The organism is Streptomyces sp. CB01635, assembly GCF_002803065.1.
GTDB lineage: Bacteria > Actinomycetota > Actinomycetes > Streptomycetales > Streptomycetaceae > Streptomyces.
Window position 1 is genome coordinate 1,073,975 of the sequence record NZ_NNBL01000003.1, and the last position, 25,171, is coordinate 1,099,145.

At 69.5% G+C, this 25,171-nt stretch carries 24 protein-coding genes and 1 pseudogene; 14 read left to right on the plus strand and 11 right to left on the minus strand.

Annotated elements, in window-relative coordinates:
• Positions 1-61: 61 nt before the first annotated feature.
• The gene (locus CG723_RS13015) at positions 62-637 is read right to left on the minus strand and encodes a hypothetical protein (RefSeq protein WP_100593424.1); all 576 of its coding nucleotides are present in this window, start codon (positions 635-637) and stop codon (positions 62-64) included.
• Positions 638-956: 319 nt separating this feature from the next.
• Between CG723_RS13015 and CG723_RS13020 the strand changes: the two genes are divergently transcribed.
• Positions 957-1,508 (plus strand): HPP family protein, encoded by a 552-nt coding sequence (locus tag CG723_RS13020; RefSeq protein WP_100593425.1) that lies wholly within the window; start codon positions 957-959, stop codon positions 1,506-1,508.
• A gap of 101 nt (positions 1,509-1,609) precedes the next feature.
• Here the strand turns inward: CG723_RS13020 and katG are convergent, their stop codons facing one another.
• Positions 1,610-3,841, minus strand: coding sequence for a catalase/peroxidase HPI (gene katG / locus CG723_RS13025; RefSeq protein ID WP_100593426.1), 2,232 nt, complete (start codon positions 3,839-3,841; stop codon positions 1,610-1,612).
• A gap of 466 nt (positions 3,842-4,307) precedes the next feature.
• Between katG and CG723_RS13030 the strand changes: the two genes are divergently transcribed.
• Positions 4,308-4,718, plus strand: coding sequence for a Fur family transcriptional regulator (locus CG723_RS13030; protein WP_100593427.1), 411 nt, complete (start codon positions 4,308-4,310; stop codon positions 4,716-4,718).
• Here CG723_RS13030 and CG723_RS13035 read toward each other — a convergent pair.
• On the minus strand, positions 4,688-5,179 hold the full coding sequence (locus CG723_RS13035; protein WP_100593428.1) for a Ser-Thr-rich GPI-anchored membrane family protein: 492 nt from the start codon (positions 5,177-5,179) through the stop codon (positions 4,688-4,690). The genes CG723_RS13030 and CG723_RS13035 overlap by 31 nt on opposite strands.
• A gap of 205 nt (positions 5,180-5,384) precedes the next feature.
• On the opposite strand from CG723_RS13035, the gene CG723_RS13040 reads away from it, so the two are divergent.
• The 3 genes from CG723_RS13040 (at position 5,385) to CG723_RS13050 (ending at position 7,288) form a co-directional block, all read left to right on the plus strand.
• Complete coding sequence (locus CG723_RS13040) at positions 5,385-6,164, plus strand: SDR family NAD(P)-dependent oxidoreductase (RefSeq protein ID WP_100593429.1); 780 nt, start codon at positions 5,385-5,387, stop codon at positions 6,162-6,164.
• Positions 6,165-6,279: 115 nt separating this feature from the next.
• A complete protein-coding gene (locus CG723_RS13045) occupies positions 6,280-6,516 on the plus strand; it encodes a chaplin (protein WP_100593430.1) in 237 nt (78 codons plus the stop codon).
• Positions 6,517-6,658: 142 nt separating this feature from the next.
• A complete protein-coding gene (locus CG723_RS13050) occupies positions 6,659-7,288 on the plus strand; it encodes a TetR/AcrR family transcriptional regulator (RefSeq protein ID WP_100593431.1) in 630 nt (209 codons plus the stop codon).
• Positions 7,289-7,317: 29 nt separating this feature from the next.
• Here CG723_RS13050 and CG723_RS13055 read toward each other — a convergent pair whose 3' ends face one another.
• Positions 7,318-7,908 carry a TetR/AcrR family transcriptional regulator gene (locus CG723_RS13055; protein WP_100593432.1) on the minus strand — a complete coding sequence of 197 codons (591 nt, stop codon included), beginning with the start codon at positions 7,906-7,908 and terminating at the stop codon, positions 7,318-7,320.
• Positions 7,909-8,034: 126 nt separating this feature from the next.
• Here CG723_RS13055 and CG723_RS13060 point away from each other — a divergent pair, with 126 nt between their 5' ends.
• The gene (locus CG723_RS13060) at positions 8,035-8,979 is read left to right on the plus strand and encodes an aldo/keto reductase (RefSeq protein ID WP_100593433.1); all 945 of its coding nucleotides are present in this window, start codon (positions 8,035-8,037) and stop codon (positions 8,977-8,979) included.
• Positions 8,980-9,080: 101 nt separating this feature from the next.
• Positions 9,081-10,043 (plus strand): ankyrin repeat domain-containing protein, encoded by a 963-nt coding sequence (locus tag CG723_RS13065; protein ID WP_100593434.1) that lies wholly within the window; start codon positions 9,081-9,083, stop codon positions 10,041-10,043.
• 82 nt (positions 10,044-10,125) lie between these two features.
• On the opposite strand, the gene CG723_RS13070 is transcribed toward CG723_RS13065, so the two are convergent.
• Entirely contained in the window at positions 10,126-11,226 is a 1,101-nt protein-coding gene (locus CG723_RS13070) for an HAD family hydrolase (protein WP_324902982.1), read from the minus strand.
• Positions 11,227-11,321: 95 nt separating this feature from the next.
• Positions 11,322-11,921 (minus strand): GrpB family protein, encoded by a 600-nt coding sequence (locus CG723_RS13075; protein WP_100593435.1) that lies wholly within the window; start codon positions 11,919-11,921, stop codon positions 11,322-11,324.
• A gap of 82 nt (positions 11,922-12,003) precedes the next feature.
• Between CG723_RS13075 and CG723_RS13080 the strand changes: the two genes are divergently transcribed.
• A complete protein-coding gene (locus tag CG723_RS13080) occupies positions 12,004-12,876 on the plus strand; it encodes a class I SAM-dependent methyltransferase (RefSeq protein ID WP_199841737.1) in 873 nt (290 codons plus the stop codon).
• Positions 12,877-12,892: 16 nt separating this feature from the next.
• On the opposite strand, the gene CG723_RS13085 is transcribed toward CG723_RS13080, so the two are convergent.
• On the minus strand, positions 12,893-13,579 hold the full coding sequence (locus tag CG723_RS13085) for an SDR family oxidoreductase (RefSeq protein ID WP_100593436.1): 687 nt from the start codon (positions 13,577-13,579) through the stop codon (positions 12,893-12,895).
• A gap of 155 nt (positions 13,580-13,734) precedes the next feature.
• Here CG723_RS13085 and CG723_RS13090 point away from each other — a divergent pair.
• Positions 13,735-14,013, plus strand: a pseudogene (locus CG723_RS13090) (TetR/AcrR family transcriptional regulator); the annotation flags it as partial.
• A 17-nt stretch (positions 14,014-14,030) separates the two neighbouring features.
• Here the strand turns inward: CG723_RS13090 and CG723_RS13095 are convergent.
• A complete protein-coding gene (locus tag CG723_RS13095; RefSeq protein ID WP_100593437.1) occupies positions 14,031-15,983 on the minus strand; it encodes an APC family permease in 1,953 nt (650 codons plus the stop codon).
• A 344-nt stretch (positions 15,984-16,327) separates the two neighbouring features.
• On the opposite strand from CG723_RS13095, the gene CG723_RS13100 reads away from it, so the two are divergent.
• Positions 16,328-17,092: a DUF4118 domain-containing protein gene (locus tag CG723_RS13100; RefSeq protein ID WP_100593438.1), complete on the plus strand. Its 765-nt coding sequence runs from the start codon at positions 16,328-16,330 to the stop codon at positions 17,090-17,092.
• A 21-nt stretch (positions 17,093-17,113) separates the two neighbouring features.
• Here CG723_RS13100 and CG723_RS13105 read toward each other — a convergent pair whose 3' ends face one another.
• Complete coding sequence (locus tag CG723_RS13105) at positions 17,114-17,971, minus strand: class I SAM-dependent methyltransferase (protein WP_100593439.1); 858 nt, start codon at positions 17,969-17,971, stop codon at positions 17,114-17,116.
• A 226-nt stretch (positions 17,972-18,197) separates the two neighbouring features.
• Between CG723_RS13105 and CG723_RS13110 the strand changes: the two genes are divergently transcribed.
• The 4 genes from CG723_RS13110 (at position 18,198) to CG723_RS13125 (ending at position 22,575) form a co-directional block, all read left to right on the plus strand.
• The gene (locus tag CG723_RS13110) at positions 18,198-20,096 is read left to right on the plus strand and encodes an APC family permease (protein ID WP_100593440.1); all 1,899 of its coding nucleotides are present in this window, start codon (positions 18,198-18,200) and stop codon (positions 20,094-20,096) included.
• A gap of 129 nt (positions 20,097-20,225) precedes the next feature.
• On the plus strand, positions 20,226-20,630 hold the full coding sequence (locus CG723_RS13115) for a GntR family transcriptional regulator (RefSeq protein WP_100593441.1): 405 nt from the start codon (positions 20,226-20,228) through the stop codon (positions 20,628-20,630).
• Positions 20,631-20,674: 44 nt separating this feature from the next.
• Positions 20,675-21,577 (plus strand): ABC transporter ATP-binding protein, encoded by a 903-nt coding sequence (locus CG723_RS13120; RefSeq protein WP_100593442.1) that lies wholly within the window; start codon positions 20,675-20,677, stop codon positions 21,575-21,577.
• On the plus strand, positions 21,574-22,575 hold the full coding sequence (locus CG723_RS13125; protein ID WP_100593443.1) for an ABC transporter permease: 1,002 nt from the start codon (positions 21,574-21,576) through the stop codon (positions 22,573-22,575). The genes CG723_RS13120 and CG723_RS13125 overlap by 4 nt, the downstream gene beginning before the upstream one ends.
• A 69-nt stretch (positions 22,576-22,644) precedes the next feature.
• Here the strand turns inward: CG723_RS13125 and CG723_RS13130 are convergent, their stop codons facing one another.
• Positions 22,645-23,673, minus strand: coding sequence for a S66 family peptidase (locus CG723_RS13130; RefSeq protein ID WP_100593444.1), 1,029 nt, complete (start codon positions 23,671-23,673; stop codon positions 22,645-22,647).
• Between the two features lie 182 nt (positions 23,674-23,855).
• Positions 23,856-25,142: a cytochrome P450 gene (locus CG723_RS13135; RefSeq protein WP_100593445.1), complete on the minus strand. Its 1,287-nt coding sequence runs from the start codon at positions 25,140-25,142 to the stop codon at positions 23,856-23,858.
• Positions 25,143-25,171 lie beyond the last annotated feature (29 nt).

Below are 25,171 nucleotides of genomic sequence, written 5' to 3' on the forward strand. Positions count from 1 at the left end.
TCCATGGTCACTCAACTCCCTTGTACGCCACATGCGTTCAGTCAGATCCTTGGCCGTATCGTCATGGCCGGCCGGCGTCGCCGAAGAAGTGGACCTGGGGAGCGAAGGCCCGTACGGCCCGTTCGAGGCGTGCCGTGTCCACCCTGCACAGCACCATGGAACGGGCGGACTCCGTGGTTCCTCTGAAGGCCTCGACGAAGTCGGGATCCACGTACGCAGTCAGATAGGCGTCGAGCTCGCGCAGCGCGCTGGACGTGGTCCGCCCCCGTCGCGGGGCAAGCCGCCTGTGGTGACGCACTGTGAGCTCGGGGATCCGGAGACGCCCTGGTCCCCGCGCGCCGTCGGAGAGGCTGACGGACACGATCTCGGACCAGGGATGGAACTCCGGTTCACGGAAGAACAGCAGGCGGCCCAAGGTGATGCCGTTGGGGCCGATACGTGCCGCGGTCAGTCGGAGCGTGGCGGGCGGCACGATCAGCGCCACGTAGGGCGCGAGGATCAGCTCGACGTGGTCGCTTCCCGGTGGTTCGGCGCCGGGGATGAATCCCGCGCCGATGAGCAGGGCGAACGCCAGAGCCACCCATGCCGGGGCGGTCCACCCGTAGCGGATCTCGTAGGCCGTGCCCGGCTCGTCCATGGGGCGAATGGTCCCAAGCGCCGCGGGTCGGCTCAACAGGGTTGCGGTCAGGGACTGTTCAGGGCGGGGTAAGGCTGCCGTGGCGCTGAGGCGGTGTGACCTGCGTGCGGCGGCGCAGCGCTCCGGGACTGCGGTCGGCCCCCATGCCTGGCGCGTACGGCTCGACAGGTAAAATCGTGCGTGGACTGCGCCCGCCCCATCCGGACAGGTGCAAGGTCAGAACCACTGTTGATCACAGAGGTGTGCTCCGCGCAGCTACGACCGTTCCTTCTCCCGTCGTCCTGCCGGCCGCGAGCCGCCTGCCCCAGAAAACGTCACCGTGAGCACCGATTCCGTGCTGCGCCAGCAGCCCACTCCCGCCCCCGATTCGCCCCGAACGCCGCGCCGAGTCGGTAGGGCACCGGCCCGGCCCACCGCGGCGGCGGCCCTCCACAGCATCAGCGCGGTCACCGCGGTCCTGCTCGGGCTGGTGGCGATCGGCGCGATGATTCACGAGCCGGTCCTGATACCGCCGCTGGCCGCGAGCGCAGCCCTCGTGCACAGCGCACCCACCCTGCCCCTGGCCCAGCCCCGGAGCATCGTCCTCGGCCACCTGCTCGGCGCCGGGGCCGGTTACGCGGTCCTCGCGCTCACGAACAGCAGCCCGTGGACGGCGGCACTGGCGGGAGGCATCACGCTCGCCGCGACGATCCTCGCCCGTACCCCGCACTCGGCGGCCTGCGCCACCGCCGTCATCGTCGTGCTCCAGACGCCGGCCCCCGGCCGCTTCGTTCCGCTGCTGTTCGGCTCCACCGTGCTGCTCGTGCTGACCGGCTTCGCGGCCTCTCGGGTACGACGCGGGGCGCCGAAGTACCCGGCGTACTGGTGGTGACCTCCGGGACGGCGCGTCTCGTGCCGGTCCAGCCGGAGTCATGATGCTCAAACGCAGAAGTCCAGGCCGGCCCACTGCGGGCCGGCCTGGACTTCGTGTGATCAGGAGAGGTCGAACCGGTCCAGGTTCATGACCTTGTCCCACGCGGCGACGAAGTCCTTCACGAACTTCTCCTTCGCGTCATCGCTCGCGTAGACCTCCGAGACCGCGCGCAGCTCGGAGTTCGACCCGAAGACAAGGTCGGCACGGGTGCCCGTCCAGATGACCTTGCCCGAGGCGTCGCGGCCCTCGAAGGTGCTGGCGTCGCCGGCCGTCGCGCTCCACGTCGTGTCCAGGTCGAGCAGGTTGACGAAGAAGTCGTTGGTCAGCGACCCGGGGGTCGTGGTGAGGACGCCGTGCGCCGACTGCCCGTAGTTCGCGCCGAGGACGCGCAGGCCGCCGACGAGGACCGTCAGCTCGGGGGCGCTCAGGTCGAGCAGGTTCGCCTTGTCGATCAGCAGGTACTCGGCCGGCAGGCGGTTGCCCTTGCCGAGGTAGTTGCGGAACCCGTCGGCGGACGGCTCGAGCGCGGAGAACGACTCCACGTCGGTCTGCTCCTGAGTGGCGTCCGCACGCCCTGGCGTGAAGGGCACCTGGATGTCGGAGCCCGCGTCCTTCGCGGCCTTCTCGACGCCCGCGGCACCGGCGAGCACGATCAGGTCGGCGAGCGAGATCTGCTTGCCACCGGACTGGGCGCCGTTGAAGGTCTGGCGGACCCCCTCCAGCGTGCGCAGCACGGCCGCCAGCTCGTCGGGCTGGTTGACCTCCCAGCCGCTCTGCGGCTGGAGGCGGATGCGCGCCCCGTTCGCGCCGCCGCGCTTGTCGCTGTTACGGAAGGACGAGGCCGACGCCCAGGCCGTGGACACGAGCTGAGAGACCGTCAGGCCCGAAGCCAGGATCTTGTTCTTGAGGGCGGCGACGTCAGAGGCGTCGACGAGCGGGTGCGTCACCGCGGGGAGCGGGTCCTGCCACAGCAGCTCCTCGCTCGGGACCTCCGGGCCGAGGTAGCGCACGATCGGGCCCATGTCGCGGTGGGTCAGCTTGAACCACGCGCGGGCGAAGGCGTCCGCGAACTCGGCCGGGTTCTCGTGGAACCGGCGCGAGATCGGCTCGTAGGTCGGGTCGAACCGGAGCGAGAGGTCCGTCGTCAGCATCGTGGGAGCGTGGCTCTTCGACGTGTCGTGGGCGTCGGGCACGGTGCCCGCTCCCGCGCCCTCCTTCGGCCGCCACTGGTTGGCGCCGGCGGGGCTCTGGAAGAGCTCCCACTCGTAGCCGAAGAGGATGTCGAAGAAGGTGTTGTCCCAGGTGGTCGGGGTGTCCGTCCAGATCCCTTCGAGACCACTGGTGATCGCGTCGTCACCCTTGCCGGTGCCGAACGTGTTCTTCCAGCCGAGGCCCATCTCCTCGATCGTGGCGGCCTCGGGAGCGGGGCCGACCTCCTCGGCGGGGCCCGCGCCGTGGGTCTTGCCGAAGGTGTGGCCGCCGGCGATCAGGGCGACCGTCTCTTCGTCGTTCATCGCCATCCGGTGGAACGTCTCACGGATGTCGCGGGCGGCGGCGAGCGGGTCCGGGTTGCCGTTCGGGCCCTCCGGGTTGACGTAGATGAGGCCCATCTGGACTGCGGCGAGCGGGTTCTCCAGCTCACGGTCACCCGTGTAGCGCTCGTCGCCGAGCCAGGTGGTCTCGGGACCCCAGTAGACGTCGTCGTCGGGCTCCCAGGCGTCGACACGTCCGCCGCCGAAGCCGAAGGTGTCGAAGCCCATCGTCTCCAGGGCGACGTTGCCCGTGAGGATCATGAGGTCGGCCCACGACAGGTTCTTGCCGTACTTCTTCTTGACCGGCCACAGCAGACGGCGGGCCTTGTCCAGGTTTCCGTTGTCCGGCCAGCTGTTGAGCGGGGCGAAGCGCTGCTGCCCCGTGTCGGCTCCACCGCGGCCGTCGCTGATCCGGTAGGTGCCGGCGCTGTGCCACGCCATGCGGATCATGAACGGGCCGTAGTGGCCGAAGTCGGCGGGCCACCAGTCCTTCGAGGTGGTCAGCACCTCGGCGATGTCCTGCTTGACCTCGGCAAGGTCGAGGGTCTTGAACGCCTCGGCGTAGTCGAAGCCCTCGCCGAGCGGGTTGGACACGGCAGGGTTCTTGGCAAGGATCTTCAGGTTGAGCCGCTGCGGCCACCACTGGCTGTTCGCGCCGTTGCCCTGCGTCGGGTACGGGGCGCTCCCGTGCACGACCGGGCAGCCTCCTCCGTCCTGTGTTTTCGCGTCTGTGACGATCGCATCTTGGTTCTCAGACATTGGGAATCCTTCCGGACGGGGCGGATCACACTGCTCAGGAACTACGGCGGTGGAACGGGTGGGGCGAGGGCCCCGTGGATGGCCTCAGCCTCGTCGATCCAGACAATCGAGACGCGGGTGTCGATCGAGCGGATCGTGTCGATCGCGAGGCCGCGGTCTTCCGGGACAGTTCGACACTACGGCTCAAAGTGAGGCGAAGCGGTACGAATTCGGCCGCGTCGATGGCGCGGAGGGCCTCAGTCGGCGTGGAGGGAGCGACGACCGACGCACGACCGCGCGCCCCTCGGAGCTGATCAACTTCTGTCTCCTGCCGCACTGGAGTCTTCCTGTCCCTTGGCTATCGCCATAACCGATCCTACGATGGACAGAATCCAAGTCAAGAAGTGCACCAATCGCATTTCCGATGGGACCGGAAGTGCGCCGGTCAACCTCGGGTATCCCACCGAACCTGAAAAGGTGAAGCGATATGAGTGGCCTGCTTGAGCGACTGCGGGGGCGTGGCTGGCGGATGACCTCTCAGCGGCGCGTCGTGGCGGAGGTTCTCGACGGTGATCATGTGCATCTCACCGCCGACGAGGTGCACTCCCGCGCGGTGCAGCGGCTGCCCGAGATCTCCAGAGCGACCGTGTACAACGCGCTGGGCGAGCTGGTCGCGCTGGGCGAGGTCATAGAGGTCTCCACCGACGGCCGGGCGAAGCGCTACGACCCGAACGCGCACCGGCCGCACCAGCACTTGGTGTGCTCCAGCTGCGGAATCATCCGCGACGTGCATCCGACCGGCGACCCGCTGTCCGGCCTCCCGGCACAGGAGCGGTTCGGCTTCAGAGTGTCCAAGGTCGAGGTGACCTACCGAGGGCTCTGCCCGTCCTGCGCCTGAACCCAGCTGAGCGGCGCGGCGGCCTTTTCGGAGCCGGAGCCGGAGCCGGTGCCGACGGCCGGGGCTTCGGCTGGAACCGGGCCCACCTCGAAGGGGGCGCTGTAGCCGCGTACACCCGTGTCGCGGGCCGTGACCTCGACCGTGTAATCGGCGCCGTCCGGCACCGGGGGCACCGCCGCGACCAGCTCAGTCTCCGGTTTGCTGCTCGCTTTCGAGGCCAGCTTGAACAGGCGCTGCGCTCCGCCCTCACTGTCGCCCTGCGTCAGCCAGACGTCGACCTCCTGTCCGGTGTCGTTGCGCCACCGCACGAAGAGACTGCTGTTCACGGGGTGCACGGAGTCGGCGGCCGGGGACGTGACGGTGACCGTGGCATCGGGCGGTTCGGAGACCGCTGGGGCCGCCGGACCGAGCCAGGCAAACAGCGATGCGGCGGCGACGGACAGGAACCTTGTGCGGAGCATGGGACGACCTCGTTCCGGTGGCGGGAGGTACGGCCATACCCCTCCCACATGTCCTCGGCGGCGAACGGGCGTGCCTGCAAGCTTCACCCCATGGGGTGCCGCTCCTATGAACAATCTGCCGGTGCGGCGATGAGTTCCGGCGGACGATGAGTCTTATGAAGCAGCGGACGCACGCGGCGTCCGGCCGAGGAGAGGACGACGCCCCATGCTCACGGACGCGCTGAAGGACAAGGTCGCGGTCATCTACGGCGGAGCCGGCTCCCTGGGAGCGGGTGTGGCGCGGGCGTACACGGACGCGGGCGCGCGGGTCTTCCTTGCGGGGCGCACGGAGGACACCCTGCGGAAGGCTTCGGCCGAGGTGGGCGCGGAGTACGACGTCGTCGACGCCCTGGACGAAGCGGCCGTGGAGGCGCAGGCGGACGCGGTGGTCGAGCGGGCCGGCCGGATCGACATCTCCTTCAACCTCGTGCCGCGAGGCGACCTCCAGGGCATCCCGCTTACGGAAATGTCCGTCGACGACTACACGCGGCCCGTCGTACAGGGCATCTCCTCGCAGTTCATCACCGCGCGAGCCGCCGCCCGGCGCATGGTCAACCAGGGCGGGGGAGTGATCCTCTCCCTCGACAGCGGCTCCAAGAACGGCACCCCGATGCTGGGCGGCACCGGCGCCGCCGACGGCGCGATGGACGCGCTGATCCGCCAGCTCGCCCAGGAGCTGGGCCCGTCCGGCGTGCGTGCCCTGGGTATCTGGACCGCAGGTGTCGCGGACACGCTGACGCCGGAGAAGCTGGCGGGGGCCGGTGCCCCGGGCATGGACGAGGCGGCCCTCCAGGGGGTACTCGCCCACCTCGACAGCCTGCGCATGACGAAGCGTTCACCGAGGATCGCGGACATCGCCGCGCTCGCGACCTTCCTGGCGTCGGACGCGGCCTCCTCGATCACGGGTACATGGATCAACGCGACGGCGGGGATGTTCCCGAGCTGACCGCCTGGCTGCGCCGGGTCGTCGCCACGCCCCCGATGGGTGCAATGAATCGCGTATGGCGGGTGAGGGGGGTGTTATTGGTCCGGAAGTACCGTCATCTCACTTGAGGAGAAGAATGCGTATCCGGACCTTTATCGTCACTGCCGCCCTGGGTGCCGCCACCGTCCTCGCAGGGGCCGGTGTGGCCAGCGCCGACAGCGACGCGGACGGCTTCGCCGTCGGCTCGCCCGGTTTCCTCTCCGGCAACGTCATCCAGGTGCCGATCGACGTGGACGCCAACATCTGCGGCAACTCGGTCAACGTCATCGGTCTGCTGAACCCCGCGATCGGCAACTACTGCTCCAACCACTGATCTGACGCCGGAGCACCATGGCTGGGCCCGCCCGGGAACCCCTGGGCGGGCCCAGCGCCGTACCGGCACGGCCGTAGCCGGGTGACCCGGCCGCCACCGCGTAAAATGGACCGGTAGGTCCACAGTGGCAGCGAGGGAATCCATGATCTCCAGCGGGACGACAGCGGCGCGCCTCACCACGAAGGGTGCCGCCACCCGGCTACGCATCGTCGAGGGCGCGGCCGCCGAGATCAGGGAGCGGGGCGCTGCCACGACCACGCTCGACGACATCCGCGCCCGCACCGCGACCAGCAAGAGCCAGATCTTCCACTACTTCCCAGGCGGCAAGGACGAGCTGCTCCTCGCCGTCGCCGCCCTGGAGGCGCAGCGGATCCTGGAGGACCAGCAGCCATACCTGGACGACCTCGGCCGGCTGGACACCTGGCAGGCGTGGCGCGACTGGCGCGGCGCGGTCGTGCGGCGCTACGAACGGCAGGGCGTCAACTGCCCCTTGGGTGTGCTCATGACCGAGCTGGGCCGCAGAACGCCCGCCTCGCAGCAGCTGACCGGGCAGCTGCTCGCCCAGTGGCAGTCCGCGCTGAGGGACGGCGTGCGGTGCATGCAGGGCAGCGGGCGGATGGACCCCGCGCTGGACGCCGACCGTACGGCGGCGGCTCTGGTCGCCGCGGTGCAGGGCGGGGTGACCGTCCTCATGGCCACCGGCAGCATCGCCCATCTGGAGGCGGCGCTGGACACGACGTTGGAGCTGCTCGGCAGATTCAGCGCGGAATGAGGCGATCCGGCTGACGTCGTCCGCCTCTCCTACGACTGCGACTTCGGTCGCACGGCGTCGACGACCAGGTCGAGCAGCCGGCCCGTCTGCTCCGGCGTGCTGCTGTTCGCGGCCGTCGACAGAAACGCTCCGAGGACGATCGCGGTGACGTCATCCGGGTCGACGTCCCCGCGCAGCGAGCCCGCTTCCGCTCCCGCCGTCAGGATCGTGCCGATCGCGGCCGTGATCCGTTCGCGCGTGGTCGGCGTCGTGATCCGTCCCGAGGCCCAGCCGGCTCGCAGCGTGTCGATCATCCCGCGCTTCGTCGCCGTGAACTTCGCGTAGTTGTCGAGCCAGGCGCGGAGCGCGACATCGGGCGGGAACTCCTCGAGCAGAGCGGGAGCGCTCGTGGTGACGGCGTCGAGCTCGGCGGCGTAGACGGCCTCGACGAGCGCCTCGCGCGTGGGGAAGTGGCGATAGAGCGTGCCGATCCCGACACCTGCCTCGCGGGCGACGCCCTCCAAGGCGACGGTGCCGTCGGCGGCGGCGAAGACTGCCCGCGCGACAGCGACGAGGTTCTCGCGGTTCCGCCGGGCATCGGCGCGCAGGGGGCGTTCGCCGCGCTCGGCAGGTTGAGGCATGTCTGCGGGCGCGCCGGTGGGCGTCGGTTCCGGCGGAGTCAAAGCGGAGGTCCCTCCGGTAGTGGTACGGTCGATAGAGCGGAGGTTCCTCCGCTTAAGCCAATCGTCCCACAGGAGCGACTTCCTATGACGACCGCCGGCACTCCCTCTTCCGACACCACGGCCACGGGCGCGGCACGCCCCGGCGGCCCCGGACAGCTCGCGGGCCGCACGGTCTCGCGCGTCGGCTTCGGAGCGATGCAGCTCGAGCGCCTGCGCGACGACCGCCGCGCCGGACTTGCCCTCCTGCGCCGAGCCGTCGACCTCGGCATCGACCACGTCGACACCGCGCACTTCTACGGCAACGCCTTCGTCAACGGGCTTCTGCGCGAAGCGCTCCGCCCCGAGGACGGCGTACTCGTCGTGAGCAAGGTCGGCGCTGACCCCGATCCGGGCGGTCGCATCCCACTGCGCCCCGCGCAGCGGCCCGAGGAGCTCCGGGCGAGCGTCGAGGACAACCTCAAATCCCTGGGTGTCGACCAGGTCCCTGTGGTGAACCTGCGGCGGCTCGACTCCGGACCCGGGCTCCGGGCCGAGGGCGACCAGGTGGTCGACATCGACGACCAGCTCGCGGCCATGACCGCGATGCGCGACGAGGGCATGATCGGCGCGATCGGACTGAGCAGCGTGACGGCCGAGGGCCTGCGCCGGGCGATCCCGGCGGGCATCGTGTGCGTGCAGAACGCGTACAGCCTCGTGGCGCGCGACGACGAGACCATGGTGGAGATCTGCGCCGTCGAGGGAATCGCCTGGGTGCCGTACTTCCCGCTCGGCAGCGCGTTCCCCGGCATTCCGAAGGTGACTCAGGAGCCTGCGGTCCTGGCCGCCGCGCAGTCCCTCGGCAGTACGCCTTCGCAGGTAGGTCTGGCCTGGCTGCTCCAGCACTCCCCGAACACGCTGCTCATCCCGGGGACCGCGGACCCCGATCATCTCGAGGCCAACATCGCGGCGGGCGCGATCGCACTCGACGAGGCGATGGTCGCCTCCCTCGACGCCGTTCCGTCGCGCTCGGCGGACGTGCCCCTCGACTGATCGACCGCGGCAGGGCCTGCGTTGTCAGACCCCTCTGCCATGGTGTTCGTACGGGGGGCGGTGCGACGAACTGCCCGCGCGAGCTATGGAGGGGGCGGACGATGGCAGAGGTCGACAGCGGCTGGGCGGGCGTGAGCTGGGAGGACTGGCAGGACGCCGGTAACATCCGGCGGCGCCTCGATCAGGGGGCCGATCCCGAAGTCTGGGGCGGAGGACGGCCGTTGCACCGGGCGGCGAGCTTCGGCTCACCGGAGGTCGTGGCGGAACTGGCACGACGCGTACGGGATGTGGACGCGTTCGACGACGGTACGACCGCGCTGTGGGAGGCGGTCATGGGGAGCCGGCCCGACAACGCAAGGGCGTTGGCCGCCGCCGGGGCCGATCCCTGGCGACTCCAGTTCGGCGGTTGGTCGCCCGGCCGGCTCAGCCTGGCCGGACCGACACCGGATCTGTTCCCGGTGCCCGAAGGCGAACGCGGGCTGACCGAGGCGGAGCGCACGGTGGCCCGGGAGGGCAGACGGCTCGTCGAGGCGCTGGGCACCTTCCACTACGAGGGCACGGGCCTCGCCTGCGTGGCCGGGATCGACGCGCAGGAGGCGATCCGCCGCCTGGAGGCGAAGCCCGCGGACGGCGAGGACCTCGAAGAACTCCTGGACGACCCCTACGCCTACGACATGGACGAGAGCCTCCAGATCATCGGCGTGACGACGGTGCCAGGAGGGTGCGTCGTCACCCAGCCCTGGGGCTACGCGCCCCAGATGCCGGGCGTCATGACCGCGCTGTCCACCGGCACCTACTCCTACGGCCTGTACGCCAACCCCAAGAGCGGCAACCAGGGCATCGTCGCGCGCGACGGGGTCATCGAAGGCTCGGACCTCCACCCGGGCGGTGGGCCGGACCACGGCGACACATCGGAAGAAGTCCTGCTCTCCTACCTCTTCCACTGCAACGCGGTGGCCTATTCGTGCGCCTGTGCGGGCCTGCGCCTGCCCGACGCGCGCGCCGTCATAGGCCCACCGGACGCGTGGGTCGAACTGCCGCAGCGCGACTACTGGAAGACATGACGCAGGGACGGCTCCCGCCCATCTCCCACCGGCGACCGACCGCGTCCCGTCCGGCGTCAGCGGATCTGCTCCGGCGTCACCGTCAGCGGATCTGCTCCGGCGTCACCGTCAGCCACTGCTTGTCCGCCGTGACCTTCTGGCCAAGCTCCTTCTGCCGTTTCGCTCCCGCGGCCTTCATGCCGTCGATCTCCTTCATGTAGCTGTCCTTGCGGTTGACCCACACGCGGACGCCGCCGTGCTCCACGTCCGTCGACCGCAGCAGCATCGGGCCGTCGCTCTTCGGGGTGTCGCCCGCTGCCAGGATGGGCTTCTGCCAGGCGTCGATGTACGTGCTGATCGCGGCGGGCTTGCCCTCGTACCAGGTGGCCGGCGCCCAGAGGGTGGGCGTCAGTTCATGGTCGGCGAGCTTCGCCTGGTCGTAGTGGCCGGCTGCGATCTCCTTGCGGGAGCTGGTCACTTCACCCGTCTTGCGGTCCTTGAGCAGGGCGGAGACGCCGAGTACGTTCTCGGGCCGGACGCCGTAGCCGTACTTGGGGTCGGCGAGCACCATCCGTACGAGGTCCTCACTCGCGGCGCTCACCACGTACACCTTGATGCCGTGCTTGCTCAGGGTGCGATAGAGCTCCTGCATGCCCGTCGAGAACTGCGGCGGCTTCACCCCGCCCGGCAGCGGCTTGTCGTAGGCCAGCAACTCGTCGATGTAGCCCTTGAGTTGCTTCAGCGTGAACCCGGAGAAGATCTGCGCGGCCCACGGGTACGAGACCTGGTCGTCGATGTCGCACAGTCGGGCGTAGTACTCGGACAGCGTCTCCTTGTGCGTGGCCGTGTCCTTGAAAGGAATGATCTTCAAGGACGGGTCCATGGTGTCGCGCGTCAGGACGCCCTTCATCTCCAGGAAGGGGAGCAGGGCCTCTTCGAGGTCGTTGCGGTACGTGGTGTTGTCCGCGTCGAAGACCGCGTACGCGCCCTGGTGGTCATGGGCGGCGATGGCCTTCGCCAGCTTCTTCGCCACGGGCGCCGGCCAGTGCTTGAGCTCCGCCGCCACCGAACGCTGCTGTGCGCCGTCCGCCGCCGCCGTGGCCTCGGTGTCCGGCCACAGGGCGCCCGCGGCGACCACCGCGCCGGTGAGGGCGCCCGCCGCGCCGAGGAGGACGAGCTTCTTGCGCATCGGGTGTCTGTTCACGGCGCGAATGCTAGGGCGAAGCGCGCGGATTACCCATGATCGAAATCATGGAGTGGGGATGCGGGGCGGGGGTAGGCGCCACCCGCTGTCCGTTGTCACTCGGACGCCGTCGGGGTCCGCGGCGGCGGGAGGGTCCAGGTGGTGTCCGTCGCCCACCGCTCGGCCGCGGCCATCAGGATCTCGGTGGCGGTCGCCTTGATCTGCCCGTAGTCGAACAGGTCGGGCACACTCGCCGCCAGCCTCTGCTTGAACGCTCCCCATGCCCGCCGTGCCGGCTCGTCGGCTCGCAGATAGTCGCGGAACAGGAGCGCGTAGCGGGCGTTGGGCCCGGCGCTCTCCCGGAGATGGACGTTGCAGGGCCTGGCGCCGACGGGCGGTGCGAAGACGAGTTTGCGGCACGCGATCCCGCCGGAGACTTCTGTACGGTTCCACGGCTCGGGCCGACACCGGAAGCCGACAGCCGAGAGCAGGGCGACATCGCGCGCCTCGTCGATCGCAGGCACCCGGATCTGGACGTCGATACAGTCCTTGGCTGCCAGCCCCGGCACCGAGGTGGACCCCACGTGATCGATGGCCGCCGGCACTCCACCCATGGCCGCACGCAACTGCCGGGCCAACTGCTCGAACTCCAGCGGCCACTGCGGCCGGTGGTCGACGACTGCCAAGGGGCTGACGACCTCATCGGGAAACGGCATGCGACGAGACGTTACCGTCCGGCCGTGGAATCATCAGCCCGCCGGACATGTGCGTGAACTCTGTGACGGGCGGTGGGTGGGGATGAGCGGTCGATGGGAGTGGGACGACACCCTGTTCGCAGGCACCGCTCGCTACTACCGGCTCGGGCGACTGCCGTACGCCCCCGGGCTGGCGGACACACTCGCCGAGGTTCTGAGGCTGGACGGGCGCGGGAGGCTCATCGATGTCGGATGCGGACCGGGCGTCATCGCCCTGAGCCTGGCGCATCTGTTCAGCGAGATCGTCGGCGTGGACCCGGACCGCGGGATGATCGCCGAAGCTACGCGAGAAGCCGACGATCAGGGCATGGCCGCGAAGACGCGGTGGGTCCAGGCCCGGGCCGAGGATCTGCCGGCCGGCCTCGGCACGTTCGACGTGGCGACCTTCGCCCAGTCCTTCCACTGGATGGACCGTGATCGGGTCGCGGCCACCATCAAGCGCATGCTCCGGCCTGGCGGGGTCCTCGCGCACATCTCCGACCTGAAGACGGAGAGGGAGTCGGACACGCGCGCCGTCGATCGGCTTCCGCACCCATCGGTGCCCTGTTCGGCCATTGACGAGCTGGTGAAGCAGTATCTCGGACCGGTCCGCCGGGCCGGTCGGGGCGTGCTGCCTCACGGGACACCGGGCGACGAGGCCGCAGTGCTCACGCGGGCGGGATTCTCCGGACCACAGCGCCACGTCGTGCCAGGCGGACAACCATTGGAACGCACCGCTGACAACCTGGTCGCAGGCGTGTTCTCGATGTCGTTCTCGGCGCCGCACCTGTTCGGCACGCGCCTCGACGCCTTCGAGACGGACCTACGCCAACTGCTCTGGGATGTCTCTCCGTTGGGCCGGTTCTCGGAGCGCCAGCCGAGCGCAGAGATCTTCATCTGGCGCAATGACCCCTGCTCGGCCACGGCTGGGAGGTAATGGGAGGTAATCGGCCTCACGCCGGATTCAGTGCGGTGGCCAGGCTCCGCTTGACCTGTCGGGTGACTTCGTCGGCGAGGATTTCGGGGAGGCCGTCCTCCACGGCGTTGAGGGCCTGAGCCGCCACATCCACGGGGTCGACCTTCTGGTCGGCGGGGACGCCGGCGGCCATGTCGGTGTCCATGTACGCCACGTGCAGAGCAGTGACCGCGATGCCGCGGGGGGCCAGTTCCTCGCGTACCGCGTTCGTCTGCGCCCATGTGGCGGCCTTGGTCGCCGCGTAGGAGCCGAGACCGGCCGGGTGCAGCCAGGACAGCGCGGAGAGCACGTTCAGTACCGCGCCTCCGCCGTTGCCCTCGATGACCGGGGCGAACGCCCGCGTCAGGGCGAGAGGCCCGAAGAAGTTCGTCTCCAACTCGAGGCGTACGGCGTCCAGTTCGCCGGTGATGAGGGTGGTGCCGGTGGAGATCCCTGCGTTGTTCACGAGCAGGGTCGCGTCGGATGCGATGCGAGCCGCCTCCCGGATCGACCCCGCGTCGGTCACGTCCAGGCGGAGAGGGGTGGCGCCCGCCAGGTCCACGCTCTCGGGGTGCCGCGCCGCCGCGTACACCTTCGCTCCGCGCTGCACGAGCTGGTCGGCCAGATGGCGGCCCAGCCCTCGGTTGGCCCCGGTGACGACTGCGACTGCGCCCTTGAGTTCCATGTCCGCTCCCAGCGATTCGGGGGACCGATGTCCGGGTCCCGCCAAGTAGATTACGTACACAATCTAAACGAGGTCCAGGATAGATGTCAATCGACATCCAATGGGGGCGCACGTCAGCGTTGCCGAGCTCATGAAGGCGTCCGGCCTGACCCGTCTATCTCCCCGTCGCCCACTGCGACAACTCGGCGGACGGCTGTCCCACCGCCGCACTCGCCACGGATATGGCACGCGGGTCGGGTGACCGTGAGGCCCGCCGCGTGTACAGCGAGGGAGTCGGCGACTTCGCCGACTGGCTGGCCGCCGAGGACCAGGACGGCATGGCCCGGCTCTGCACGGTGGTCGGCGCGCTCGTTCTGGCCCGCGCCACCAGGGAATTCCCGATCTCGGAGGAGACCCTCACCGTCGCGCGCGAAGCGCTGACGGCAACCGGCTGACGGGAGCGCCGGGGAGTTCAGCCCACGTGGACATGGGGCCGGCGGGCGGGGTCGGGTTCGGCTTCGCGTAGGACCTCGCGGGTGACGGGGGCCACCTCACCCTGGCCGAAGAGGAAGAAGCGCAGGAAGTTGGCGAGCGGATTGCCCTCGGTCCACTCGAAGTAGATGTGGGGGACCCGGCCGGTGGTGTCGCGGATGTGCAGGAGCAGGGCGGCCAGGGCGTTGGGGATGGAGGAGCCCTCCAGGGTCAGGACTCGGTAGCGTCCGTGCAGCACCTCACCGCGCACGTTCAGGTCCCCTTCGAACTCCGACGGGTCGACCACCGTGACCTCGACGAAGACGAAGTCCTCGTGGGCCGGGACGTCGTTGTCGTGGCGGATCTGGTCGATCTTCGCGCGGTACTCGGCGAGGTCCCGGTTGTCGGGCTCGTTCGCGATGAACCTGACCTTGCGGCTGGCGATGTCCCGTACGAAACGCTCGGCCATGGAGTCGAACGTGACGTGGGTGACCCGTAGTTCGAAGGCGCGGGCCAGCCGGGAGAGGAGCGAGACGAGGATGATGCCGGCGATGAAACAGGCACCGATCTTCACACCGTCAGGGCGCTCGATGACGTTCACGACGGTCGTGTAGAGGAACACTGCCGAGATGACGGCGAAGCCGATCGTCCAGTTGCGCTGACGGGCCTTGCGCGCGGCGATGGTGACGGCGATGGCGGCGGAGCAGATCAGGACGAGGACACCGGTGGCGTAGGCGCCGCCCTGCGCGTCGACGTCGGCGTTGAAGATCCAGGTCACCAGGAACGCGACCAGGGTGAAGACGATCACCATCGGACGTACGGCGCGGGCCCAGTGCGGCGCCATGCCGTAGCGCGGCAGGTAGCGGGGCATCAGGTTGAGGAGCCCGGCCATCGCGGAGGCGCCCGCGAACCACAGGATCGCGATGGTGGAGATGTCGTAGACCGTGCCGAAGGTGTTGCCGAGGTACTCATGAGCCAGATACGCGAGCGCCCGGCCGTTGGCCTTGCCGCCGGACTCGAACTCCTTCTCCGGGATGAGCAGTGTGGTGATGAAGCTCGTGCAGACGAGGAACACGCTCATGATCGCGGCGGCCGTGGTCAGCAGCTTCTTGGCGCCCCGGATACGGCCCTTCGGCTGCTCCTCGGTGTCGGTGGGGTCGCCCTTTACGTGGGGCATGACCGCCACGCCGGTCTCGAAGCCGGAGAGGCCGAGCGCGAGCTTGGGGAAGACCAGCAGGGCGACCCCGATCATGGCGAACGCGTTGCCGTGTTCGGCGGTGAGTGCCGTGGACCAGTCGGTGATCACATGCTCCTTCGTGATCACGTGCCAGAGGCCGGTCACCACCACCACGACGTTGAGCGAGAGATAGATGCCGACCAGGACGACGGCGACGCCGATCGCCTCCAGGAACCCCTTGAGGAACACCGCGCCGAGCAGGGCCACCAGCACGAGCGTGATGACCATTTGTTTGTTGTGCAGGGTGTCGGTCAGATGGGGGTTCTCGACGAGGTGGGTGGAGGCGTCCGCCGCCGACAGGGTGATGGTGATGAGGAAGTCGGTCGCGGCGAAGCCGAGCAGGGTGAGGACGAACAGCTTGCCCTTCCAGAAGGACAGCAGCCGCTCCAGCATCGCGATCGAGCCCTCGCCGTGCGGGCTCTCCTCCGCGACCCGGCGGTACACCGGCAGCGCACCCACAAGAGTGACGATCACCAGCACGATGGTCGCCACCGGCGACAGCAGACCGGCCGCGAGAGCCGCGATGCCGGGCTGGTAGCCGAGGGTGGAGAAGTAGTCGACGCCGGTCAGGCACATCACGCGCCACCAGGGCTGCCCCTTGTGGGACGGCTCCGCGGCGGCGCCCGCCCCGTGCGGAGCGGTCTTCGCCATGTCGGACAGGCCCTCGAGCATCCACGCGCGCAGGCGACTCGTACGGGGCCCGTGGGTGGTGGCCATCGGTGTACTCCTGACGTGCTGCCCAGCCCGGGGTCCCGGCCATCACACGGACACCCGGGCCGACGTCCACAGCTCGCGAGACCCAGGCCCACGCCCGGCTCCGCGCTGAGAGGAACGGTTCCGCACGTCCGTGCCGCCCATTGTCACCAGCGGCCGGGCTATCGGCACGGCGACGGAGCGCATCCGGCGGGGCCACGGCCGGGGCGATGGACGGTGCCCACGCCGCGCAGCACACTTGAAAGGAAGGCAGGTCACGCGGCTGCCCCCGGGCTTCGCGGGGCGGGCGGAGCACCCCCGTGATACGTAGATCTGGGGGCGGTGCCCGAGAGCTGGAGGCGACACGTATGACCGGCAATCCGCTGACCGGCTACCCCGTGCGGGACCGGATCGCACTGGCCGCCGGCCTGGTCTGCCCCTTCCTCGTCGCGCTCGTGCTGGTGCCCTTCCGTACGGACCTCTCGTCCACCAACGCGGCCCTGATCCTGGTCGTGGTGGTCGTCGCCGTGGCGGCCGTCGGCAGCCGGCTGGCGGGCGCCGTCGCGGCGCTCTCGGCGGCGGCCTGGTTCGACTTCTTCCTCACCCGCCCGTACCAACGGTTCAGCATCACCGACTCCGACGACGTCGAGACGGCGGTGCTGCTCCTGGTCGTCGGGCTGATCGTGTCGCAGCTCGCGGCCCGCGCGCGCCGGCTGAAGGTGGTCACCGTGACTGACGCGGAGTACCTCGCACGGATCCACGGGACCGCCGACCTCGCCCAGTCCTCCACCTCCGCGGACGCGGTCGTCGGCCATGTGCGCGAACAGCTGACCGAGCTGCTCGGACTGCGCGGCTGCCGATTCGAGTACGGCACGCTCATGGGGCGGCCGCCGCGCCTGGAACAGGACGGCACCGTGGTGGTCGGCCGCAGGCGCTGGGACGTCGACAGCGGGGGCTGGCCGCACGGCGAGATCGAACTGCGTGCGTACGGCAACGGCCGCTACCTCGGCCGCTACATGCTCACGCCTGGCCCCGGCCCCGTCCCGTCACTCCAGGCCCGCCTCGTCGCTGTGACGCTCGCCGATCAGACGGGTGCGGCGCTGGACATCACGCGCCCGGCCAAAGGCGGCTGAGGGGCGTGGGACGCGGGGGTGTCAGGTCGTGGCCACCAGCAGATCCTCGCCGCTCGACGGGCGGAGACCGTCGGGCCGGTCGGCGAAGTAGCGGTCGGCCAGGGTGGTTCCCGCTACGTGCCGGACATCCTTGAAGCCGGCGTCGTGGGCCAGCTCCAGCATCTCCTTCGGGGTGTAGAAGCTGATGAACGGAGTTCCGGCTGCCTGCGCCTGCGGCTCGGTCGCCTCAAGCGCGGGGCGGTCGGCATCGTCGACGAGTTCGGCCGGCAGCATGAACGTCATGGCGAGCGTCGACCCGGGGGCCAGCCCGGCGAGCCGGCGCAGGGTCGCCGCGGTGGCGTCCTTGGTGAGGTACATGCTGACACCGGTGCACACGACGACCGCCGGGCGGGCGGAATCGAAACCGGCGCCCGACAGCTGCTCCCACCAGTCCTCGCCCGCCTCGAAGTCGACCGGCATCAGCCGCAGCCAGTCGGGGACCCCGTAGCCGACCTCGATCAGGCGCCGCCGCTTCCAGGCCTGGGTCGCCGGCTGGTCGATCTCGAAGACCCGCAGGTGTCCCGCGACGTCGGGCCGGCGCTGGGCGAACGTGTCGAGCCCGGCGCCCAGGACGACGTACTGCGTGATGCCGTCGTCGATCCGCTCGTCGATCAGGTCCTCGACGAATCGAGCGCGGGACACGATGGCGGCCCGGAATCCGCTGGTGGCGTGCGGGTCCATGTCCGGGCGGTCCTGCCATCCGGCCTCAGGAGCCGCCAATTCCAGGCCGACCTCGTCCTCGAACACGTGCGGTGGCGCGTCGATCCGCACATGCAACGCCCGCCAGAGGGCAACCCGTACGGCGCTGCTGTCCGGCACTTCGTTGCGCTCGTCTGCCACGTCGTCCCTCTCCTCACGGCCGGTACTTGTCGATACGACACCAGTATCCGAAGGGAATGTTGACCGTGACCATGGCGCTGCGGATTCGGGCCATCGCCGATTGCCGCGGCGTATGAGGCACGTGAAGAGTGCTCCGGCGGGCGTATGGATCACGGCAAGACGGATGGGCCCTTCCCGAACGGCACGCACGCTGGTCCTCGAATTGCTCTATCGGAGGACCGGCAACATGGTCATACACGCAGGCAGCGCGAACACGGCGGCAGACGGCGACGGCGTCCAGGAACCGCCTGACACCCGGCCTGATATCGGGGACGCCGGAGCCGCCCGGGCCGGTGACCGGCACAAGCTCACCGCGCTCCAGGGGCTCGCCGCACTGTCCCTGGACGCGATGGCCTCGGTGGCGTACGGACCGGAGTCGATCGTTCTGGTGTTGGCCGTGGCCGGTGCCTACGGGATGGGGTTCACGCTTCCCGTCACGCTGGCGATCGCCGTGCTTCTGGCGGTGCTGGTGGCCTCCTACCGCCAGGTCATCGCCGCGTTCCCGGACGGCGGCGGCTCGTACGCCGTGGCGAAGCGGCACTTGGGGCGGCGTACCCGCCTGGTGGCCGCCGGTTCCCTGACCCTCGACTACGTGCTGAACGTCGCGGTCTCCGTCACCGCCGGTGTCGCCGCGCTCACCTCCGCCTTCCCGCAGCTCTACGACGAACGGACCTGGATCTGCCTGGGAGTTCTCGTCCTGGTCACGGCGGTCAACCTGCGGGGCGTGGTCGACTCGGCCAAGGCGTTCCTGCTGCCGACCGCCCTGTTCGTCGGTTCGATCCTCGCGATGATCGTGGTCGGGCTCTTCCGCGACGGCCCGGTCAGCACAGCGTCGGCCGACGGCCACACCTCCGCGCTCGGCAACAGCGCCACCACCGTAGGGGCCTTGCTCCTGCTCAAGGCGTTCGCGGCCGGCTGCTCCGCCCTCACCGGTGTCGAGGCCGTGGCCAACGCGGTGCCGTCCTTCCGCGCCCCGGCCGCCCGTCGCGCGCAGCGCACCGAGGTGGCGCTCGGCGCCCTCCTCGGCGTGATGCTGATCGGCCTGTCCATCCTCATCGGCCGCTTCCATCTCCAGCCGGTCGAGGGGGTAACGGTCCTCGCACAGCTCGCGGACGCCTCCTTCGGGCACAACGTGGCCTTCTACGTGGTGCAGTTCGCGACGATGGTGCTCCTCGCCCTCGCCGCCAACACGTCCTTCGGCGGGCTGCCCGTACTGATGAGCCTGCTGGCCCGCGACAACCACCTCCCGCATGTGTTCGCCCTCAAGGCCGACCGCCAGGTGCACCGGCACGGGGTGCTCGCGCTGGCCCTGGTCTCCGCGCTCCTGCTGGTCTTCTCCGGTGGCGACACCAACACCCTCGTACCGCTTTTCGCGATCGGCGTGTTCATCGGCTTCACCATCTGCCAGATCGGCATGGTCCGGCACTGGTACGGCGACCGGGTCAAGGGCTGGCGTGCGAAGGCCGTACTGAACGGCCTCGGCGCCCTGCTCACCGGCGTCGCGGGAGTGGTCGTCACCGCCACCAAGTTCACCGAGGGCGCGTGGCTGATCGTCCTCGCCGTGCCGCTGCTGGTCGTCGGCTTCGAGAGGGTGCATCGCGCGTACGGCCGGATCGGCGAGCGCCTGGAACTCGGCCGCGTCCCCGAGCCGCCGCAGCAGGCTCACTCGCTGGTCGTCGTGCCCGTCGCGGGTCTGTCCAAGCTGACGTGCAAGGCGCTCACCGCGGCCCGTTCGCTGGGCGACGAAGTGCTGGCGATCACCGTCACCCACCCCGCTCCCGAGGACCGTCGCGAGGCCGAAGCCCTGCACCGCGACTGGGAGTTGTGGAACCCGGGCATCGATCTCGTCGAGCTCAGGTCACCCACCCGCGCCCTCGGCCGTCCCGTTTCGGCATACGTACGCGAGCTGTCCGCCACCCACGCCGACTCCCAGATCACCGTGCTGATCCCGGAAACGGAGTCCGCCCACTTCTGGCAGCGGCTGCTCCAGAACCACCGCGGTTCCGTCGTCGCCCACGCGGTACGCCGTGACACCGACGCGGTGATCTGCAGGCTTCGCTTCCGCATCGACGCCGACGGGCGCTGAACAGCCCTCTCCGCCTCCCGCGGGCCCACCCCTGCCTCCTGCTGTCTTACTGTCGTAGGACATTCAGTCTTGACATCCGGAGCCAACGTCAGCAGGCTGTCTTACTGTCGTAAGACAACGGGAGAAGCAGTGATCGAGTTCGTACTTGACGGCCGTTCACGGGTGGCCACCTACATGCAGCTCGTGCTCCAGGTACGCCAGGCTCTGCGGGTCGGCCTCGCCGAGCCCGGGGACCAGCTGCCCAAGGTGCGTCAGGTGGCTCAGTCGCTGGCGATCAATCCGAACACGGTGCTGAAGGCGTACCGCGAGCTTGAGCTCGAAGGACTGGCAGAGGGGCGCCCCGGCGTGGGCACCTTCCTCGTGGGCACCCTCGCCGGCCCGGCCCTGGCCCACCAGGCCGGGCTGCGCGAGGACCTGCTCGCCTGGCTGCACAAGGCCCAGGCCGCGGGTCTGGGCCGCGAGGACATCACCGCGCTGATCGACACCACTCTGCGCACCACGCTCGACGCACCGCCGGCCGAGGACGCCTCGTGACCAGTTGAGGGACCAGACATGCGTGACCAGTTGGGGGATGGCACATGACGGAAATGGCGTTGGCGACCGATGCGCTCGGCAAGCGGTACGGGCGCACATGGGCACTCCAGGAGTGCTCCCTGCACCTGCCCGCCGGCCGGATCGCCGGGCTCGCCGGACCCAACGGCGCGGGCAAGTCCACCCTCCTGCATCTCGCCGTCGGACTGCTGCGGCCCGACGCCGGACAGGTGCGCGTCTTCGGCCAGGATCCGCATAACAACACCGCGGTCCTGCGGGAGGTCGGGTTCGTGGCTCAGGACACGCCGCTCTACCGCGAGTTCACCGCCGCCGACCACATCACCTTGGGCGGCAGGCTCAACAGCCGCTGGGACGCCGCGTTCGCGCGTGAGCGGATCGACCGACTCGACATTCCGCTCAAGAAGCCGGTCGGGAAGCTCTCCGGCGGGCAGCGCGCTCAGGTGGCGCTGGCGCTGGCCATGGCCAAGCGGCCTCGTCTGCTGCTGCTCGACGAGCCGGTCGCGGCTCTGGATCCCCTGGCCAGGCGGGAGTTCATGCAGGCGCTGATGGGCGTGGTCGCCGAGAGCGGCACGACCGTGCTGCTCTCCTCACACCTGGTGGCGGATCTGGAACGGGTCTGCGACTACCTGATCGTGCTGCAGAAGGCACATGTCCGGCTGGCCGGCTCGATCGACGAACTGCTCGACGAACACCGGACGTTGGTCGGCCCGCGCACCGAGCCGGGTGCCGTCCCGATGGAGGGCCCGGCACAGGTCATCAACGCCAGCCACACCGACCGCCAGTCCACGCTGCTCGTGCGCACGCAGGGGCGACCCGTCGACGACCCGGCCTGGACCCGGCACGAGGTGACGCTGGAAGACCTCGTCCTCGCCTACCTCCACACGGCCGACAGCCGTGCGGCGTGCACCGTTTCGGAGGTGACCGCATGATCTGGCTGACCTGGAAACAGCATCGCAAGCAAGCTCTCTTCGCCGGGATCGGGCTGGCCGTACTCGCTGCCGTCATGATCCCCACCGGCCTGCGGATGCACGATGTCTTCGACAACTCCGGCCTGGGGTCCTGTCTTTCCAAGCTGGGCACGGACGCCTTGGCCGCGAACAAGGCCGTGGACGGTTGCAACGCCCTCAGCGCGCAGTTCCAGAACGAGTTCAAGGATCTGTCGTTCGTCGGAATCCTCTTCGTGGTCCTGCCACTGCTGGTGGGGCTTTTCCTCGGTGCACCGCTGATCTCCCGCGAGGTGGAACACGGCACCCACCGGTTCGTGTGGACCCAGGGTGTCAGCCGACTTCGGTGGGCGCTCGTCAAGTTCGGCCTGGTGGGCGCCGTCACGGTCCTCCTCGCCGTCGTGTACGCCCTTGGGGTGTCCTGGTGGTACGAGCCCCTGGCCGCCAACGGCAACGGGCGATTCGGCTACCTCTGGTTCGACGTGCAGGGCATCGCGCCGATCGGCTATACCCTCTTCGCCGTGGCGCTGGGCATCTTCGCCGGCACCTTCGCGCGCCGGGTCCTGCCGGCCATGGCGGTCACCCTCGCCGGATTCGCCGTCGTACGTATCGCCGTCGAAACCCTCGGCCGGGCCCACTACATGCCCGCCAAAACCCTGAACTACGGCCTGGCGAGTTCCCAGGGACCGAACCCCGCGTCGAGCGACTGGATTCTCAGCCAGGGGTTGCGCGACGGCGCCGGGAAGCTCGTGAGGGAGAACGCCCAGGTGGGGTGCCCGCCCTCCAACGAGGCCAAGACCGGCGCGAGTTCGTGCCTGGATCAGATGGCGCATCAGGGCCTTGGACCCGGGTCCCACAACTGGCAGCTCTACCAGCCCGGCGACCGGTTCTGGGCCTTCCAGGGCATCGAGACGGGCGTCTTCCTCGCTCTGGCGGCGTTCCTGGTCTTCCTCGCCGTGCGCCGGATCCGTCACATCGCCTGACGGGGGGCGGGCGGTTCTTCAGGCGGGAGGGCTCTGGGCCGATGGGTCCGGGCCCTCCCGCCGACGTCGTCAGGCCAATGTCTGCGTGAGTTCGCTTCGGGTCGACGTGTGAACGATACGGCCGAGCGCGCCGTTGACGATGGGCATGTAGGGCGGGACGTGGCCGCATTCCAGGTCGGCGACGATCGGCACGTTCAGGGAGCCGAGCGCGTCGAGCACGGCCTCGTGCTGGGTGAGGGTGCGGCGGTCCGGTGCGTTGGTCCGGCCGACGAGGATCGCGTTCGCGTGGTCGAAGAGGCCGGCGAGCTTCAGGCCGTGCAGATTCCGGCAGATGGTGAAGGCGTTGTCCTCGCACGCCTCGACGTAGACGAGGAGTCCGACGGGGGACTCGTCCCGGGCGAAGGCCGAGGCGTCGAGGTACGGCGTTCCCGCGAGATTGCACAGTGTCTCGATGCATCCGCCGATCAGCCGTCCCTCGGCCTCCACGTCGCCGCTGCCGTCGATCCGGGTCCAGGTGCCCGGGACATCGAGCGTGTACTCGCGAACGTCCGGGAATACGGCGTAGTCGTCGAAGCCGCTGGAACGGTGGCTGCCGGGCGGAGTCTGGGTGAAGCGGTGGCCCGGGGGAGCGGCGACGATGTCGAGCCACGACAGCAGCCCTTCGGGCACGCGATAGGGCGTGTCCATGAGGTTGTTGCCATGGACGGTCGCGGTGCCGGTGAGCAGGGTCAGCGGTGTCATCAGGGTCGAGGTGTCGGAGTACCCGACGAACCAGGTCGGCTCGGCGTCGCGCAGCCGGTCCCAGTCGAGCAGCGGGATGAGATCGATCGCGGTCTCCCCGCCCCACGGTGGGACGACCGCCCTGATGGTGGGATCGGTCAGCATCGACATCAACTCGGCCGCGCGGTCGGCGGCCGATGCGCTGATGTGCCGGGAAGCGCCCATGCACCGCCCGACCACAACCTCGTACCCGCGGTCCTCCACCTCACGGATCGCGACCTGGAGGCGCGCACTCAACTCCTTCGAGACACCACTCGACGGAGAGGTGACACCGACACGGTCACCGGGACGCAGGGGGCGCGGGTATCGAACCGACATGCGCGGATTCTGGCACGAAGCGCTGCGCGGCCGACAGGGGTTTGTGAGGCTTCAGAAGCGGCCAGGCGGCGGGGCGGCATCGCAGCCCAGCCCAGCCCAGCCGAGACGGTTGCCGCAGTCGGCTGCGCGAGCCGGCCGATCTCGCGCAGCGTCTCGGCGGGCTGACAGTGGGGGAGGACTCGTCAGGCGAGCGTGACTTCCACGGGCAGCTTCTTGATTCCGTTGACGAAGTTGGAGCGGACGCGTGGGACGTCGCCGGTGAGGCGGATGCCGGCCAGGCGCGGGATCAGCTCCTCGAACATGATGCGGATCTCGGTGCGGGCAAGGAGGTTGCCCAGGCACAGGTGTGGACTTCCCTTGCCGAAGGTGACGTGGTCGTTGTCCGCGCGGGCGACGTCGAAGTCGTACGGGTTGCCGAAGACTTTCTCGTCGCGGTTGCCGGAGGCGTACCACATGACGACCTTGTCGCCCTCCTTGACCTGCTTGCCGCCGAGTTCGACGTCGCGGGTCGCGGTGCGGCGGAAGTGGTAGACGGGGGACGCCCAGCGCAGGAACTCCTCGACCGCCGTCGGGATCAGGGAGGGGTCCTCCTGGAGGCGGGCCAGCTGCTCGGGGTGCTGGAGCAGCGCCAGCATGGAGTGGGTGATGGTGTGGCGCGTGGTTTCGTTGCCGGCGACCACGAGGAGCAGGAAGTAGTTGTCGAAGTCCTGTCCGGACAGCGGCAGTCCGTCGCGGGGGGTCTCGTTGACCAGTTTGGAGACCAGGTCGGTGCCGTGGCCGCCGCGTCGCTGACGGGCCAACTCGCGTCCGTACTCGAAGACTTCGAGGGAGGCGGGGGAGCGGAACGGCAGGTCGCGGTACTTCTCGCTCTCCTCGCTGCCGAGGAGCACGTCCGCGTAGTCGGGGTCGGTGTTGCCGATGATCCGGTTGCCCCAGTCGATGAGCTGCTGGTTGTCCTCCGACGGCACGTCCAGGAGGCGGGCCAGTACGTTGATGGGGAAGTCGGCGGAGACCTCCTTGACGAAGTCGAAGCGGCCCTTCGCGAGCGCCGCGTCCAGGGTCTTGGCGGTCAGCCCGCGCAGGAAGTCGGTGTAGCTGTTGATGACGCTCGCGCCGAACTGGCGCTGGAGCAGGCTGCGCATCGCGCGGTGACGCACGCCGTCGAGTTCCAGGATCGAGGCGCGCTTCTTGATCTGGTCGTCGTCGACCTCTTCGAGGTTGACGAATTTGGTGGAGGTGAACGTCTCGGCGTCGCGGTCGACGCGTGCGATGTCCTCGTGCCGGGTGACGGCCCAGAAGCCCGAGTTGGGGGCCTCTTCCGGCTGCCAGTGGACCGGGTCCTCGTGGCGCAGGGTGTGGAACATGCGCCAGGGGGTGACGCCGTCGGTGAAGTTGTCGAGGTCGGCGAGGTCGACGTCGGCGAGCGGGATGGGGTCGGCCGGGTCGATGGCGTCGGTCGGGTTCGTCATGAGGGTGCTCCTGAAGGTGGTGCGGCCGG